The following is a 16,059-nucleotide window of genomic DNA, read 5'->3' as shown; positions in this document are numbered from 1 at the left end:
CTTCGCTCGTATCGGTGCCGCGCCGGTGCACGGCGCGGCCGCGGGCGGGTCTCCCCGCAGACGGCAACACTGTTAGGAAGATTGACTAACTAATGCGTCGAGGATCGAGCGTGCGAGCACCGCTGTCAACACCCACCGAGGTGACCCGTGGCCACCACGCGCCCGTTCCGATCCGATGTGGAGCGCCGGCACCCACCCCGGCTCGCCGGTGTTCCTGGTGAAGGTTGATTTAAGCGATCATTAAGTCGCTCCGGCTTGACGCCGTCCCATCGACGAACTTAGGGTAATTGATAGTAAGTTAATCTTCCTAACAGATGTGCGGGGTCGGTCCTCGATGCCACCCGTCACGTCCGCACACGACGCCCCCGTGGAGGCGCGCATGTCACGAAAGCTGAGAAACGTCCTGGTCGCCGGTGCGGTGTCCGTGCTGGCCGCGGTGTCCCTGGCTGTCGCGGTCGGTTCCGCCAGCGCGGCCACCACGCCGACCGCCACGTTCACCAAGGTGTCCGAGTGGGGCTCCGGGTTCGAGGGCCGCTACACCGTCGCCAACGGCGGCAGCAGCACCATGAACTCGTGGCAGGTGTCGTTCACCCTGCCCGCGGGCACCACCATCAGCTCGCACTGGGACGCTGCCCGTTCGGGCAGCGGCCAGCAGGTCGTCTTCGCCAACCTGTCCTGGAACGGCACCATCGCGCCGGGCGCCTCGGTCGTCTTCGGCTTCATCGGCGCGGGCTCCGGCAGCCCCACCGGCTGCCTGCTCAACGGCCAGCCGTGCGCCGGCGGCACCCAGCCCAGCCCGTCGGCCTCGACGCCGCGGCCACCGTCGCCGTCCGCCTCGCCCTCGAAGCCGCCGTCGCCTTCCGCGTCACCGTCGAAGCCGCCGTCGCCGTCGGCCAGCCCCAGCCCGACCGCGAACCCCGGCACGCCTGTCGCCGCCAACGGCCAGCTGCGGGTCTGCGGGCGGCAGCTGTGCAACAAGAACGGCAAGGCGATCCAGCTGCGCGGCATGAGCACGCACGGCATCCAGTGGTACGCCAACTGCGCGACCGCCGGTTCGCTGGACGTGCTGGCGCAGGAGTGGACGGCCGACGTGCTGCGCATCTCCATGTACATCCAGGAGGACGGCTACGAGACCGACCCGCGCCGCTTCACGGACCTGGTGCACAACTACATCGAGCTGGCCACGGCCCGTGGCATGTACGCCATCGTGGACTGGCACATGCTCGACCCCGGTGACCCGAACTACAACCTGGACCGCGCGAAGACATTCTTCGCCGAGATCGCGCAGCGGCACGCGAACAAGGTCAACGTGCTGTACGAGATCGCCAACGAGCCCAACGAGGTCAGCTGGTCCGCCATCAAGAGCTACGCCGACCAGGTCATCCCCGTGATCCGCCAGCGTGACCCGGAGGCCGTGGTGCTCGTCGGCACGCCCGACTGGTCCTCGCTGTCGGTGTCCGGCGACGGCAACGGCGTCGCGACCATCACCGCCAACCCGGTCACCGCCGGCAACCTGATGTACGTCTTCCACTTCTACGCCGCCTCGCACGGCAACGCGTACTACAACACGTTCGCCCAGGCCGTGGACACGCTGCCGATGTTCGTCACCGAGTTCGGCACCCAGCAGGCGACCGGCGACGGCCCCAACGACTTCACCAACGCCCAGCGCTACCTGGACCTGATGGCCGCCAAGAAGGTCAGCTGGACCAACTGGAACTTCTCCGACGACTTCCGCTCCGGAGCCGTCTTCACCACCGGCACCTGCGCCACCGGCCAGTTCTCCGGCACCACCCGGTTGAAACCGGCGGGCGCCTGGATCCGCGACCGCATCCGCACCGCGGACGACTTCTAACCCCCACCCCCGCGTCGATCATGAACCTATGGCACGGCTCGACGGCGTGTCGGCGGCACAACTTCATGATCGACGCGGGGGTGGCCGCAGCCCGGGGCGCGGTGGTGGCTGACGAGCCGTCACCCGCTCCGGGCTCCTGGTTTGCTGGAACGGCAAGGTTGTTTGCGTGGGAGCGGGTGGCGGCGGGAGGGTGGCGGTGGAGGTGGTCGCCATGGCCGACGCGCACGCGCAGCACGCAACCGAGACGCAGCAGGTAACCGAGATCATGTTCACCGCGGAGTTCTGGGACGAGCGATACGGCTCGACCGACCGGGTCTGGAGCGGCAACCCGAACCCGCACCTGGTCGCCACCGTCGCCGGGCTCGCGCCGGGGGACGCGCTCGACGTCGGCAGCGGGGAGGGCGCCGACGCCGTCTGGCTGGCGGGGCAGGGCTGGCGGGTGACCGGGGTCGACGTGTCCAAGGTGGCGCTGGGGCGCGCGGCCGCGCACGCCGCGGAGCGGGGCGGGCAACTCGCCGAGCGCATCACCTGGCAGCAGGTCGACGTCCTGTCCTGGGATCCGGCGCCCGCCCGGTACGACCTGGTGTCTGCGCAGTTCATGCACCTGCCCCGGCCCGCGCTGGCGGCGCTGCACCGGCGGCTGGCCGCGGCGGTGCGTCCCGGCGGGACGCTGCTCATCGTCGGGCATCACCCCTCGGACCTGGAGACCGCGATCGGCCGTCCCCGGCTGCCGGAGCTGATGTTCACCGCGGAGCAGGTCGCGGCCACGCTGGACGAGCGCGCCTGGGAGATCCGCGCGGAGACGCCCGGTCGCGAGGTCACCGGCCCCGACGGGCTGCCGGTGACCATTCACGACGCGGTGCTGACCGCGGTCCGTCGCGGTTGAACCGCCGCCTGCCGTATGGGCCCGGCCGCGTGTTCTCATGAGTGGACCATGCGAATCGAGAAGCAGACCTACCTGAACGCCAAAAGCGTGGGCAGCGGCCGGACCATCTCCGGTCTCGAGCTGGTGCGCTGCGCGTTCACCGGATCGAACCTGTCCCAGTTCGACGACCCCGAGCTGGGACTGGTCGTCCAGGAGGTGACCGCGACGCGATGTGTCGCCGCACGCTCGTTCCTCAGCGGCGTACGCATCGAGGACGTGGTCGTCGACGGGCTGACCACCACATCGGGACTGCGGCTGTTCGGCTGCGGCCTGCGCCACGTGAGGTTGCGCGGACGAGTGGGCACGTGGTTCGTCCTCGCGCCCAACCCGACGCTCCCCGGCGACGTGCGGATTGCTTTCACGACGGCGCTCGTCAAGTACTACCGGGGTGTCGACTGGGCGCTCGACATCACCGAGGCGGAGTTCGACAGCGCCAACCTCAGCTTCGTTCCGGGCGACCTGGTCCGGCGCGATCCGGAGACGCAGTTCCTGCTGCGACGATCCAGCTTCGCCGACGTCGACCCGAGCACCCTGCCCTCCTTCGCGAGCATCGCCGTCCGGCGTTTCGAGGAGACGCCGCTGGACAGCATCGTCGCCGTGGCCGCGAGGCGGTCGAAGCGGTTCACCGAGTCGCTGGCCCACTTGCAAGAGCTGCGCGACCGCGGTCTCGCCGAATAGCCGGACCGCCGGCCGTGGCGTACGGGCACCGCCCGCACGCCACGGCCGGTCGCCCCTCAGACGCCGGCGGCCACCGGCTCGCGCACCGGCTCCGCGGCGCGGTGCAGCTTCTCGCCCTCCACGTCCACGTTGGGCAGGATGCGGCTCAGCCAGCCCGGCAGCCACCACGCGGCCCGGCCGAGCAGCGACATCAGCGCCGGCACGATGGTCATGCGGACCACGAACGCGTCCACCAGCACACCGAACGCCAGCGCGAAGCCGATCGACTGGATGAGCGTCTCACCGGAGAACACGAACCCGCCGAAGACGCTGATCATGATGATGGCGGCGGCGGTGACCACCCGCGCCCCGTGCCGGAAGCCGGTGACGACCGCGTCGCGGGCCGCCGCGCCGTGCACGAAGTCCTCGCGCATGCGGGTCACCAGGAACACCTGGTAGTCCATCGCCAGACCGAACAGGATGCCGATCAGCAGCACCGGCAGCATGCTCATGATCGGACCGGTCTCGTGCACGCCGAACACGTCGCCGAGCCAGCCCCACTGGAACACGGCCACCACCGCGCCGAACGTCGCCGCGAGGCTGAGCAGGAAGCCCAGCGTCGCCTTCAGCGGCACCAGCACCGACCGGAACACGAGCAGCAGCAGCAGGAACGCCAGCCCGACCACGACCGCCAGGTACGGCAGCAGCGCCTCGTCCAGGCGCGTGGACACGTCGATGGCCAGCGCGGTGACGCCGGTGACCGCGATCGTCGCCCCGGTCCCGGCCGTGATGGCCGCCTTCTGCTCCCGGATGGTGTGCACCAGGTCGGCGGTGGCCACGTCGTTCGGGCCGGTCTTCGGGATGACGGCCAGCAGCGCGGTGCGCCCGTCGCCGCTCATCTCGTTCGGCGCCGCGTAGAGCACGTTGTCGATCCCGGACAGCCGGGTCACCAGCTGGCCGACGGCGGCCTTCGGGTCCGCGCCCGCAGGCAGTTCGGCCACGACCACCAGCGGGCCGTTCAGGCCGGGCCCGAATCCGGTGCTGACGATGTCGTATGCCTTGCGCTGGGTGGTGTCGGTCGCCTGCATACCGTCGTCGGGCAGGCCGAGGCGCAGGTCCGCGGCCGGGATCGCGAGCACGCCGAGCGCCGCGACGGCCACGATCAGCACGGGCCACCGGAATCGGACCACGAAACGAGCCCAGCGCTCGCCCATCGGGACCGGGCCGGAGTCGGACTCCGGGTCAGGCGTGGCGTGGCCGAACAGGCGGCCCTTGACCAGCCGCTCGCCGGTGAAGCCGAGCAGCGCGGGCAGCAGCGTGATGGCGACCAGCACGGCCACGGCGACGGTCGCCGCGGCGGACAGGCCCAGACCGGCCAGCAGCGGGACGCCGACGATCGCCAGCGCGGCCAGCGCGATGATCACGGTGAGCCCGGCGAAGACGACGGCGGAGCCCGCCGTGCCGACCGCGCGCCCGGCCGCCTCGGCGCCGTCCTTGCGCACCAGCAGCTCATGCCGGAACCGGGAGACGATGAACAGGGCGTAGTCGATGCCGACGGCCAGGCCGAGCATCAGTGCCAGGATCAGGCTGTTGGAGTTGATGTCGGCGAACCGGGCCGCGATGGCCACGCCGGCCAGGCCGATGCCGATCCCGACGACAGCGGTGAGCAGTGGCAGCCCGGCGGAGACCAGCGAACCCAGGGTGATGATGAGGACCACGGCCGCCACGGCGATGCCGATGACCTCGACGACGCCGGTCTTCGGGTTGGCCCGCAGCGCGTCGCCGCCGATCTCCACGGTCAGGCCCGCGTCGCGGCCGAGGGCGGCGGCGTCCTGCAGCGCGTCACGGTCGGCGTCGGTCAGCTCCATGCCCTGCACGCCGTACGTGACCTGGGCGAAGGCGTAGCGGCCGTCCGGCGAGATGGACTTCGCGGTGTACGGGTCGACGACCCGCGCGACCTGCGGCGCACCCTTCAGCGCGCCCACCACCTGGCCGATGGCCGCCTGCACGGCGGGATCGACGACGGTCTTGCCCTCGGGCGCGGCGAACACGACGCGCGCGCCCGCCCCACCGGCGTGGGCTTCCGGGAAGCGCTCGGTGAGCTGGTCGATGGCCCGCTGGGCCTCGGTGCCCGGGATGCTGAAATCGTTGGACATCTTGCCGGACATCGTCGCCGCGCCGGCTCCGGCGAGCGCGAGCAGCAGCACCCAGAGGCCGAGGACGATCCAGCGTCGGCGGTATGAGAACCGGCCGATCCGGTACAGGAATGTCGCCACGTCGAGTACTCCAAACGAGGGATGGGTGGCTGTCATCGCGGCGAAACACGCTGTTCACCAGCCTGTTCGGGGGTCGCCGCACCAGGGCCGACCCTAGCCGTTCGGCAAGGAGTGAGCAAGCCGATCGGCAAGGAGTGAACCTGTCGATCGGCAAGTTTTCAGCTTGTCGTTCGACAGGTTTCCAGCTTGTCGACCGGCTAGGCGGATGGCCGCTGATCAGCTAGATTTGCTCAGGACGGGTGACTTCCCCCGCCGTCGATGATCTGGTAAGGAGGGTGCCGTGAGAGCTGCGACACACGCTGACTCGCGCGGCCCGGAACGCACCCGGCAGCGCCTGCTCGACGAGGCCTGCCGGCTGTTCGCCATGCACAGTTTCGCCGGCACCTCGCTGCAGATGATCGCGGACACCCTCGGGGTCACCAAGGCCGCGGTCTACCACCACTTCAAGACCCGCGACGACATCCTCACCGCGGTGATCCAGCCGGCCATCGAGGAGATGCACGCCATCATCACGGCGGCCGAGGCGCAGCGCACGCCGTCCGCCCGGGCCGACGCGATGCTGTCCGGGCTGGTCGACCTGACCGTCAAGCACCGCGGGCTCATCGCCATGATCGGTACGGACCCCGGCGTCACCAGCGCGCTGCAGAGCCACCCGGACGTGGTGGAGCTGTTCCGCCGCCCCGGCGAGCTGATGGCGCTCGACGGCTCGGCCGAAGCCGAGATCAACGCGACGCTCGCGCTGGCCGGCATCGCCACCACGGCCTCGTCGCCGGTGATGCAGCACCACGACGCCGACGTGCTGCGCCGGTGCCTGCTCTCCGCCGGTCGCCGCATCCTCGGCCTCCGCACCCGCAGACCCTGACCGCCTCCGGTCTCCGTCCCCGCCCCGCGCTCGCCCGGGACACGCGCTCGCGCGCCGACACGTGTCCGCGCGTCGCCAAGATCGCTCGACTTGCCTGGCACCTGTGCGAATCTTGAGCGTTGATTCGCACAGGTGCCAGGCAAGTCCGATGGTCTTGGCGGGCGAGGTCCGGTGGGCGGGGTGCGCCGGTGCGGGCACTGATGTCTCAGCGAGGAAGGGGCACGGCGGTGGAGTACCTGGTCGACATGCGGACCACGGTGCCGGAGGGCACCACGGACGATGAGGTCGCCGACATGCGTCGGCGTGAGGCGGTGCGCGCCGCCGAGCTGGTGGAGCAGGGCAACCTGCTGCGGCTGTGGCGGCCGCCGCTGGCCCCGGGCGAGTGGCGGACCTGGGGCCTGTTCCGCGCCGACGACGCCGACCAGCTGGAGACCGTCCTCGCGTCCATGCCGCTGCGCGCCTGGCGGACCGAGGACGTCACACCGCTGACACCACACCCGAGCGACCCCGGCCAGCCGCCACGCTGACCCGGCACGGCCGAGCAAGCCGGCCTGGCACCTCTTCATCCACGACGTGGGAGTGAGAGCACGGATGAGCATCGCATTCACCCGCGCGCTGGGCGTGAGCCTGCCGCTGATCGCCGCGCCGATGGCGGGCGGCGCGGGAACACCGGCCCTGGTCATCGCTGCCGCGCGCGCCGGTGGGCTCGGCTTGCTCGCCGCCGGGTACAAGACACCGCAGGCGCTCGCCGCGGAGATCGCGACGGTCGCCGCGGCGTCCGTGCCGTTCGGCGTGAACCTGTTCGCGCCCAACCCCGTGCCGGTCGACCCGGCCGCCTACCGGCGCTATGCCGACCTCCTCGCGGTCGAGGCCGAGCGGCACGGCGTCACGCTGCCCCCGACACCCGTCGAGGACGACGACCACTGGCACGACAAGCTCGACGTCCTCCGCGCCGATCCGGTGCCGCTGATCAGCTTCACCTTCGGCATCCCAAGTCGAGACGACCTGGCCGCGCTGCGGGCGACCGGCGCGCTCCTGGTGCAGACGGTCACCGGCGTGGACGAGGCGATGGCCGCCGCGGAGGCCGGGCTCGACGCGCTCGCCGTGCAGGCCCCGGCCGCAGGCGGGCACTCGGGCACGCTGACCCCGACCCGGCCGGTCGCCGATACGACGCTGCCGGACCTCGTCGCCGCGATACGGCACGCGGTGGACCTGCCGTTGATCGCGGCCGGGGGCGTGGCGGCCGCGGCGGACGCCGCCGCGGCCGTCCGGGCGGGCGCGGCCGCCGTCGCGGTCGGAACCGTGCTGCTGCGGTGCGACGAAGCGGGCACGTCGGCGGTGCACCGGGCGGCGCTGGCCGACCCGGCCCGGTCCGGCACGGTCGTCACCCACGCGTTCACCGGCCGTCCCGCGCGGGCGCTGCGCAACGACTTCACCGACCGGTACGGCGAACTCGCCCCGTACGGCTATCCCGCCGTGCACCACCTCACGGCCGGTCTGCGCCGAGCGGCGGCAGCGGCCGGCGACACCGAGCGGGTGCACCTGTGGGCCGGCACCGGCTTCCGCGAGGCCACCGCCGAACCGGCGGCCGCCATCCTCACCCGCCTGGCGACCCTGCTCTGACCGCACGACACCGGCCGCCGAACCCCGGCCCGCGACACGGAGCCGCGGAGCGGACGGTCAGGAGACCGGGGCGAGGCGGCTCAGCAGGGTGCGGGCGGCCTCGGCGACCAGTGACCGGTCGTAGCTGATGATCACATCGAACTCGCGGTCGGCCTCGCGCTCGCAGGCCGTCGGCAGTTGCCGGGCGAACAGGCCGCCCGAGAAGTAGCTGCCCAGCACGATCACGGTCCACTCCGCGGTCAGCGGATCGTCGTCGGCGAGCGGGCCGCCGCGGATGCCGGGAGCCGGCTGCGGTGCGATGCCGTGCCCGAACACCGCGGTCAGCGCCCCCTTGTCGGCGATGGACAGGTAGCGCTGCCGGGTGTGCTCGGTGAAGTACGGGGCGTCCTGGAACGCGCCGAGCAGCACCGTGGCCTCGGGCGCGTGTTCGCTCATGCTCTCCAGGTGGTTGCTGAGCGGGATCAGCTGCCGTTTGGTGGCGCGGGTGGCACGGCGTCGCCGTCGGGCGACCTCGAACGGCGTGCGTGCCCCGGTGTCCGGGGCTGTGCTGTACGGCAGGTCGGTGTCGGGCCGTTCGAACTGGGAGGGCAGCGGGCCGGGTCGGCCGAGCAGCCAGCCCTGGCCGAGGGTCGCGCCCATCGAGATCGCGGCCGCGAGGTGGCGCTCGGTCTCGATGCCCTCGGCGAGGATGATCGCCCCGGTGCGTTCGGACTCCGCCAGCACCGCGTTGACCACCTGCGCGGTCTCGTGGGTCGGGCGGCCCTGCACCACGTGCCGGTCCAACTTGATGATCTCGGGGCTGAGCAGCGCCAGCAGGGACAGGCTCGCCGGGTTCACGCCGACGTCGTCCAGCGCGATGCGGGTGGACTGGCCGCGTACTCGGGCCACCGAGGTGAGCAGGGCGGCCGGGTCGTCGCTCAGCGACCGCTCGGTGATCTCCATGACGACCTGGAGTTCGCGGCTCGCCGTCTCGATGGTGTCGGTCAGCCCGGCCGGGCAGGCGCTGCCCATGGTGGACGGTTCGACGTTGACGAACAGCGGCACGTCCCACGGCAGGCCGGCGGCCATCGCGGCCCGGAACGCCGCGGCCCTGGCGACCCAGTCGAGTTCGGTGAGCCGGCCCGCGCGCTGCGCCTGCGCGAACAGCTCGGCGGGATTGCGCAGCTCCGAGCCGGCCGGGCCACGGGCCAGCGCCTCGTATCCGGCGACCCGGCCGCTGCGCAGCGAGATGACCGGTTGGAACACCGGGTAGACGGCCCGCTTGGTCACCGTCCGGTCGAGCTCGGTGGACCCGTCCTGCGGTTGGTTCACTGCGTCACCAGCCCCGCCAGCTAATCTGCACGTTTTGTACCGGTTGTAAGGCTAACGGCCGAACGCCCTCCGACCCGGCACTTCCGCGTACTGCGCCGACGGCCTTCGTCGACGCCTTGTGCGGCTTTTGATGCTATTTCAGGGAAATTGCTGTTATGTGCGACCTGGTTCCTGCGATTTCACCGAAACTGCAGGAACCAGGCCGCGGGACGGCTCGGTGGAGGCGGGTGGGCTACTGGGTGGCGAGGGCGGCGGTGGGGGACAGGCGGGCGGCGCGCAGCGCGGGATAGAGGCCGGCGAGCACGCCCACCACGACGGTGACGCCCAGGCCGGCCGCGAGCGCCGAGACCGGCACGGCGACCGGCCAGCCCTGCGTGGTCGCGTACACGGCGGTGACCGCCGCGCCGAGCAGCGCCCCGGTGACGCCGCCGAGGCCGGACAGCAGCAGCGACTCGATGAGGAACTGCGCGGCCACGGCCGGCCGGGTGGCGCCGAGCGCCCGGCGCAGGCCGATCTCGCCACGCCGCTCCAACACCGAGATGATCAGTGTGTTGGCCACGCCGACGCCGCCCACCAGCAGCGCCACCGCGCCCAGCCCGAGCAGCAGCGCGGTGAAGGCACGGTCGGTCGCCTGCTGCGCCGCCAGCGCGTCCGACGGGCGCGACACCCGGGCCGACAGCGGGTCCGCGGGGTTCGCGGTGGCCGCCAGCACGGCCCGGACCGCGAGCACCTGATCCGGCACGGCCCGGCAGTACACGGTCGTCGGATGCCCGTCGTAGCCGAGCCGCGATGCCGCCACCGGCCCGCCGACCAGCGCCGCGGAGTCGAGGTCGCGGACCAGCGGCACCGGATCGAGGATGCCCGCGACGGTGAACCACTGCCCGCCGAGCCACACCTGGGCGCCGGCCTCGGCGACGCCCAGGCGCTCGGCGGCGGTCGCGCCCAGCACCGTCACCGGGAAGTCCGCCGTGGCCGGGTTGAGCCACGCGCCCGTGGCGACCCGGCCGCCGACGGTGTCGAGCAGGCCCAGGTCGGCGGCCAGCACGGCGATCGCACCCGACTGCTGCGCCGGGATGCGGTCGTTGCGGTACACCCGCGCCTGCCGCAGCAGCCCGACCGCGTTCACCGAGGTGACGGGTCCGATCCGGCGGATCATCGGCACCGCCTCGGCGGGCAGCACCGCGGGGTCGCCGGAGAACACGCCCTCGCCGGGGGACACCGTGAGCAGGTTGGTGCCGAGCTCGGCCAGGGTGCGGTCGAGGTCGGCCCGTGAGGAGGCGGAGATGCCCAGCACCGCGAGCATCGCGGCGATGCCGATGGCGACGCCCAGCGCGGACAGCACCACCCGCAGCGGGCGGGTGCGCAGTCCGCTGCCGCCGAGCAGCAGCAGATCCGTGCCGCGCAGCCGGGCCGGCCGGGGAGCGGGGAGAGTCATGTGGCGTACGCCTTCCGGTCGGCGGTGTCGCGGGTGATCCGGCCGTCGCGCATCTCCACCCGCCGCGGCAGGCTCTGCGCGATGCCCTGGTCGTGGGTGATGACCACGACCGTGGTGCCCGCGGCGTGCGACTGCCGCAGCAGGTCGAGCACCGCCGCAGCGGACACCGAGTCGAGGTTGCCCGTCGGCTCGTCGGCGAGGATCACCTCCGGCTGTTTGACCAGGGCGCGGGCGATGGCGACGCGCTGACGCTCGCCGCCGGACAGCTCGTGCGGGCGGTGGGTGAGCCGCTCGGCGAGGCCCACCTGCCGCAGGGTCTCGGCCGCACGGGCGCGGCGGGCGCCGCGGGGGACTCCGGTGTAGAGCAGGCCGTCCGCCACGGCGTCGAGCGCGTGTACGCCCGGGGCGAGGTGGAACTGCTGGAACACGAACCCGACGGCGCGGGCGCGCAGCGCCGACAGCGACCGGTCGTGCAGCGCGCCGGTGTCGAACCCGGCCAGGCGAACGGTGCCCGCGGTCGGCCGGTCGAGCAGGCCGACCAGGTGCAGCAGGGTGGACTTGCCCGACCCGGACGGGCCGACGACGGCGACCAGCTCGCCACGGTCCACGGTCAGGTCGACCCCGTGGACGGCCGTGACGCCGCCGGGATAGGTCCTGGTCACCCCGTCGAGCTGGAGGACAGCCGTCATCGCGGCACCACGACCTGAACGCCCTCGGCCAGCTCGCCGGCGGTGACCTCGACCCGCCCGTCGGCGAACAGGCCGGTGCGCACGGCGACGTACCGCGTCGTGCCGCCCTGCGCGATCTGCACCCCGTAGCCGCCCTCGGCGAGCGCGACCAGCGCGGTCACCGGCACGGTGAGCACACCGTCGCGCCGCTGCGCCGTGAACCGCACGGTCACCCGGCCCGCCGCGCCGTCCACCGCGGACTGGTCGGCGACCAGCACGTACACCTCGATCGCCGGTTCGCCGCCGTCGGACTCGGCAGGCAGGCCCACCCGGTCGACCGTGCCCGGGACCTCCGCGCCGGCGGCCAGCCGCACGGTCACCGCGGTGCTGGGCACGCCGAGCTGCCGCCGCAGCTCCGTCAGCCGCAGGGTGACCGAGCGGATCGCGCCGGTGTGGCTGAGCACCTCGCCGTCGGCCGGGTCGCCCACCCGCAGCGCGTGCGCGGCGATCCGCACCGGCCCCGGCGCGTACACCACCCGCTGCGGTTCCACCGTGCCGGTGTCGGCCAGGCCCAGCGACCGCTGCCAGCGCTTGACCGCCGCTCCGGTCGCCGCGGTGAACGCCGTGTCGACGGTGAGGTCGCCCATGCGCAGCGCCCGCAGGTTCGCTTCGAGTTGCCGCACGTCACCGCCCCGGCAGCCCGTGATCAGCGTCCGGTACGCGGGCAGCGCCCCGTACAGCAGCACCACCGGCTGGTCGTCGACGCGCAGCAACGGCTTGCCGCGGACCACCGTCGAGCCGACCGGCGCCAGCCAGGTGACCAGGCCCAGCCCGCCGCCGCCCGCACCGTCGGCCGGTGCCTCGCCGTCAGCCGCCGGGCGTACGTAACGCAGCGGAACGACCTCGCCGAAGCCGAACTCGCCCTCGACGTCGGTGAAGTCGACCAGGTCGCCGCGGGTCACCGCGACCGTCTGCGGGGGTGCGCTCGCGGCCGGTGCCGGGTCCCCGTCGCACCCGGCCATCATGCCGACCGCCCCGACGGCCACCGTCCCGAGGACAGCGCGCCTGCCGACCCGGACCCGGGCCAGCCCGCGCGAGGCGCGCCCGCCGCGACCGAGGCCGGTCCGATCGAGCCCGGCGGGGTCGGGGCCACGGTCGAAGCCCGTCACGGCTTGGGTGCCGCGGTCGGGGCCGGCGGGAGCAGGTTGCGGCACTTCTCCAGCGCCGCCATGGCGGCCTTGTCGTCCTGCCGCAGCCAGTGGTTCAGCTGCCCCGTCACCGGGTCGGGATCGGGCACGTCGGCCACGCCGTTGTCCCGCATGCACTGCGCGTACGCCCGCAGCTTCGTCACGTCGTCGGGCGTGCGCGGGCTCGGCGCGGCCGCCGGCGGCAGGAACTTCGTGCAGCCGTCCAGCGCGGTCTGGAACGCGTCCTTCAGGCCCATACCGAGGTCGTCCATGGCGTGCAGCAGCGCGCTGCGGCCCGACTTGTCGCCGGGCACCGGGTCGGGCATGTCGGTCACACCCGCGGCGCGCATGCACGCGACGAAATCCAGCTCGCGCTGCACGGGATCATCCGACGGCCCGCTGGGCGCGGCGGTGGGGGCGCCCGCGCCGGGCGTGCCCGCGGTCGCGACACCCGGCGAGGCTTCGCCGCCCGAACAGCCGCTCGCCAGCATCGCCAGCATCAGCACCGCGCTCCACCTGCGTGTACGCATCGTCTAGGGTCCTTTCCGAAAGCGCGGCGGGTTCCGCGCCGGGCAAGACACGTAGCTCTCGCCCCGGCGGGTTGCCTCGCTGCCGGAGCACAGGGGCTGTGGCGGTCGTCATAGCGCGCCGGGCAACCCGGCACGGTGCGCGCTCCGTGTCTTACCCGCGCGCACCGCCCATGGGGGCGGGCAGGGACGGCGCGGCGCGGAACGTGAGGTGGCACGCGGTGGGGTTGCTGGGATGGCGGGACCGCCGCGCCCACGAGGCCGACTTCGTCGCGTTCTACACCGAGCGCGGCGACCACCTGCGCAACACGGCGTACCTGCTGTGCCGGGACTGGCACCTGGCCGAGGACCTGACCCAGACCGTGTTCACGAAGCTCTACCGGGCCTGGCACCGCATCGACCGGCACGACGCCCTCGACCAGTACGCGCGCCGGGTGCTGCTGCGCGCGTTCCTGGACGAGCGGCGGCGGCCGTGGCGGCGCGAGTACGCCACCGAACCGGGCAGCGCCTCGCTCGACAGCACGGTGCGCGACTCCTACGCCGACGACGGCTCGGCGCTGCACGCCGCGCTGGTCCGGCTGCCCCGCCGCCGCCGCGCGGTGCTGGTGCTGCGCTTCTGGGCGGACATGTCGGTCGAGCAGGTGGCCGAGGCGATGGAGTGCTCCACCGGCACGGTCAAGAGCCAGACCGCCCGCGGCCTGGCCCAGCTGCGTGAACTGCTCGGCGACAGCACTGTCGGCACCGACGGACATCCGTGGGGGAATCGATGAACGACGTGAAGGACCTCTGCGAGCGGATCCTCGACCAGCCCGCGCCGCCGCTGCGCGACAGCGCGCAGGTGCTGGCCGTCGCCCGGCACGCGGCGCAGCGCCGCGCCCGGCTGACCGCCGCGGTCGGCGGACTGGCCTGCGCCGCCGTGGCCGCGGTGGTGGTGACGGCGGCACTGCCCCGGACCGCGGGCGAGCTTCCCGTCGCGCAGCCCCCCTCGGCCACCGCCCTCGCGTCCGCGGCGGCGATGCCGCCGGTGCCGGGGCCCGACGCCGCCCAGGCGCACGGCGGGCGCATCGCCCAGCTGCTGGCCGAGGCGGTGCCTGCGGGATACACCGGCAGGCCGGCCGACGCGACCTCCACCTGGCGGCTGGACACGGACACCGCTGGGACGCCGCGCTACATCTCGCAGACCCGGCTCATCGTGTCCGACGGCGCGGGCGAGGGAGTGCTGTCGGCAGCGCTCGCGGGCGACCGGCACGCCGCGCCGGTCGGTGACCTGTGCGCCGACGCGGTGACCGCCCGGCTCGCCGAGTACAGCGCCGTCGGGCCCGGCACCTGCGACGTGGTGTCGGTCGGCGGTGCGGCGGTGCGCGTCGACACCGCCGCCGACCGGGCCGTCGTCGCCACCCGGTTCCTGGCGGGCGGCTACCTCACCATCCGGTGGAGCCCCATGACCTGGTCTGCCGTGTCGCCGTCGGCGAGCGCGCAGCCGTGGATGCTGCTGGACGGCGGCGGCCGTCCCGCGCTGGACGCGGCCGCGTTCACCCCGGCCGGGCTGGCGGGACTCGCCGCCGACCCGCGCCTGCTGCCCTGACCCGTCAGGGGCGGATGAGCACCTTGAGCGCCGTGCGGTCGGCCATCGCCTGGTAGCCACCGGGCACCCCGTCGAGGCCGACCGTGCTGTCGAACACCCGGCCGGGCTGCACGCTGCCGTCGAGCACATCGGGCAGCAGCTCCTCGATGTAGGCGCGGGCCGGGGCGATGCCGCCGGTGAGCGTGATGTTGCGCCGGAACTCGTCCCAGCCGAACGGCACCTCCGGGTACTGCGGCGCGCCCACCCGGCTCACCCGGCCGCCGGCCCGGACCACGGCGACCGCGGTCTCGATGGCGGGCCGCAGGCCCACGCACTCCAGCACGGCGTGGGTGCCGTCGCCGCCGGTCAGTTCCAGCACCTTCGCGACGCCCTCGTCGCCGCGCGCGGCCACCACGTCGCTCGCGCCGAAGTCGCGGCCCAGGTCGGTGCGCCCCTGATGGCGGCCCATGAGGATGATCTGCTCCGCGCCGAGCCGCTTGGCGGCCAGCACGGCGCACAGGCCGACCGCGCCGTCGCCGATAACGGTCACCGTCGTGCCCGGGCCCACCCCGGCGGTCACCGCGCAGTGGTGGCCGGTCGGGAACACGTCGGACAGCGACAGCAGCGAGGGCAGCAGCGCCGAGTCCTCGCCGACGGACAGTTTGACCAGCGTGCCCTGGGCCTGCGGGACGCGTACCGCCTCGCCCTGGCCGCCGTCGACGCCGTTCGCGCCCCAGAAGCCGCCGTGCCGGCAGGAGGTCTGCAGGCCCTCGCGGCAGAAGTCGCAGGTGTTGTCCGCCCAGACGAACGGCGCGACCACGACGTCGCCCTTCTTCAGCCCGGAGACGTCCGCGCCGACGTCCTCGACGACGCCGAGGAACTCGTGGCCGATCCGGTCGCCCTGCTCGCTGGCCGGCCGTGAGCCGTAGGGCCACAGGTCGCTGCCGCAGATGCAGGAGCGCAGCACGCGTACGAGGGCGTCGGTGGGCTCGCGCAGCACCGGGTCGGGCACGTCCTCCACCCGTACGTCACCGGCACCGTAGATCAACGTGGCTCGCATGGGTCTCCCCGTTCCGTGATCGTCGCAGGCACGGCCGGGGCCGACCTGGTCCAACGATCAGTATCGGGGCGGAGAGCATGTCATATCCGGTCAATCAGGGCATTGCGTGCGG

General features: G+C 73.2%; 15 protein-coding genes. 8 read left to right on the top strand and 7 right to left on the bottom strand.

Features of this window, described 5'->3' with window-relative positions:
• The first annotated feature begins 379 nt into the window (after window positions 1–379).
• The 3 genes from HAV39_RS00690 (at window position 380) to HAV39_RS00680 (ending at window position 3,455) form a co-directional block, all read left to right on the top strand.
• Window positions 380–1,852 carry a cellulase family glycosylhydrolase gene (locus tag HAV39_RS00690; protein WP_191837180.1) on the top strand — a complete coding sequence of 491 codons (1,473 nt, stop codon included), beginning with the start codon at window positions 380–382 and terminating at the stop codon, window positions 1,850–1,852.
• Between the two features lie 211 nt (window positions 1,853–2,063).
• Window positions 2,064–2,738: a class I SAM-dependent methyltransferase gene (locus tag HAV39_RS00685; protein ID WP_203736753.1), complete on the top strand. Its 675-nt coding sequence runs from the start codon at window positions 2,064–2,066 to the stop codon at window positions 2,736–2,738.
• 48 nt (window positions 2,739–2,786) lie between these two features.
• Complete coding sequence (locus tag HAV39_RS00680) at window positions 2,787–3,455, top strand: hypothetical protein (RefSeq protein ID WP_191837179.1); 669 nt, start codon at window positions 2,787–2,789, stop codon at window positions 3,453–3,455.
• A 56-nt stretch (window positions 3,456–3,511) separates the two neighbouring features.
• On the opposite strand, the gene HAV39_RS00675 is transcribed toward HAV39_RS00680, so the two are convergent.
• Window positions 3,512–5,710, bottom strand: coding sequence for an MMPL family transporter (locus HAV39_RS00675; protein ID WP_191837178.1), 2,199 nt, complete (start codon window positions 5,708–5,710; stop codon window positions 3,512–3,514).
• A 280-nt stretch (window positions 5,711–5,990) separates the two neighbouring features.
• Between HAV39_RS00675 and HAV39_RS00670 the strand changes: the two genes are divergently transcribed.
• The 3 genes from HAV39_RS00670 to HAV39_RS00660 all read left to right on the top strand — a co-directional run bounded on the left by HAV39_RS00670 (window position 5,991) and on the right by HAV39_RS00660 (window position 8,195).
• Window positions 5,991–6,572 (top strand): TetR/AcrR family transcriptional regulator, encoded by a 582-nt coding sequence (locus HAV39_RS00670; protein WP_203736428.1) that lies wholly within the window; start codon window positions 5,991–5,993, stop codon window positions 6,570–6,572.
• Between the two features lie 227 nt (window positions 6,573–6,799).
• Window positions 6,800–7,099, top strand: coding sequence for a muconolactone Delta-isomerase family protein (locus HAV39_RS00665; RefSeq protein WP_191837177.1), 300 nt, complete (start codon window positions 6,800–6,802; stop codon window positions 7,097–7,099).
• A gap of 64 nt (window positions 7,100–7,163) precedes the next feature.
• Window positions 7,164–8,195 (top strand): nitronate monooxygenase, encoded by a 1,032-nt coding sequence (locus HAV39_RS00660; RefSeq protein ID WP_191837176.1) that lies wholly within the window; start codon window positions 7,164–7,166, stop codon window positions 8,193–8,195.
• 57 nt (window positions 8,196–8,252) lie between these two features.
• Here the strand turns inward: HAV39_RS00660 and HAV39_RS00655 are convergent, their stop codons facing one another.
• The 5 genes from HAV39_RS00655 to HAV39_RS00635 all read right to left on the bottom strand — a co-directional run bounded on the left by HAV39_RS00655 (window position 8,253) and on the right by HAV39_RS00635 (window position 13,326).
• Window positions 8,253–9,506 (bottom strand): sensor domain-containing phosphodiesterase, encoded by a 1,254-nt coding sequence (locus HAV39_RS00655; RefSeq protein WP_191837175.1) that lies wholly within the window; start codon window positions 9,504–9,506, stop codon window positions 8,253–8,255.
• Between the two features lie 232 nt (window positions 9,507–9,738).
• Window positions 9,739–10,941, bottom strand: coding sequence for an ABC transporter permease (locus tag HAV39_RS00650; protein WP_191837174.1), 1,203 nt, complete (start codon window positions 10,939–10,941; stop codon window positions 9,739–9,741).
• Complete coding sequence (locus tag HAV39_RS00645; RefSeq protein ID WP_191837173.1) at window positions 10,938–11,630, bottom strand: ABC transporter ATP-binding protein; 693 nt, start codon at window positions 11,628–11,630, stop codon at window positions 10,938–10,940. The genes HAV39_RS00650 and HAV39_RS00645 overlap by 4 nt, the downstream gene beginning before the upstream one ends.
• Window positions 11,627–12,778, bottom strand: coding sequence for a peptidoglycan-binding protein (locus tag HAV39_RS00640; RefSeq protein ID WP_239120777.1), 1,152 nt, complete (start codon window positions 12,776–12,778; stop codon window positions 11,627–11,629). The genes HAV39_RS00645 and HAV39_RS00640 overlap by 4 nt, the downstream gene beginning before the upstream one ends.
• Window positions 12,775–13,326, bottom strand: a complete 552-nt coding sequence (locus HAV39_RS00635; RefSeq protein ID WP_191837172.1) for a hypothetical protein — start codon at window positions 13,324–13,326, stop codon at window positions 12,775–12,777. The genes HAV39_RS00640 and HAV39_RS00635 overlap by 4 nt, the downstream gene beginning before the upstream one ends.
• A gap of 218 nt (window positions 13,327–13,544) precedes the next feature.
• Here HAV39_RS00635 and HAV39_RS00630 point away from each other — a divergent pair, with 218 nt between their 5' ends.
• Entirely contained in the window at window positions 13,545–14,093 is a 549-nt protein-coding gene (locus HAV39_RS00630; RefSeq protein ID WP_308440414.1) for a SigE family RNA polymerase sigma factor, read from the top strand.
• The gene (locus HAV39_RS00625) at window positions 14,090–14,908 is read left to right on the top strand and encodes a hypothetical protein (RefSeq protein WP_191837171.1); all 819 of its coding nucleotides are present in this window, start codon (window positions 14,090–14,092) and stop codon (window positions 14,906–14,908) included. The genes HAV39_RS00630 and HAV39_RS00625 overlap by 4 nt, the downstream gene beginning before the upstream one ends.
• Window positions 14,909–14,912: 4 nt before the next feature.
• Here the strand turns inward: HAV39_RS00625 and HAV39_RS00620 are convergent, their stop codons facing one another.
• Entirely contained in the window at window positions 14,913–15,947 is a 1,035-nt protein-coding gene (locus HAV39_RS00620) for a zinc-binding dehydrogenase (RefSeq protein WP_191837170.1), read from the bottom strand.
• Between the last annotated feature and the right edge of the window lie 112 nt (window positions 15,948–16,059).

Origin of the sequence: Catellatospora chokoriensis (assembly GCF_011297315.1) — a bacterium.
In the GTDB taxonomy this organism is placed as follows: Bacteria; Actinomycetota; Actinomycetes; order Mycobacteriales; family Micromonosporaceae; genus Catellatospora; species Catellatospora citrea.
The sequence above is the reverse complement of the archived record's forward strand: the minus strand, read 5'-3'. Positions and strand labels throughout refer to the sequence as shown.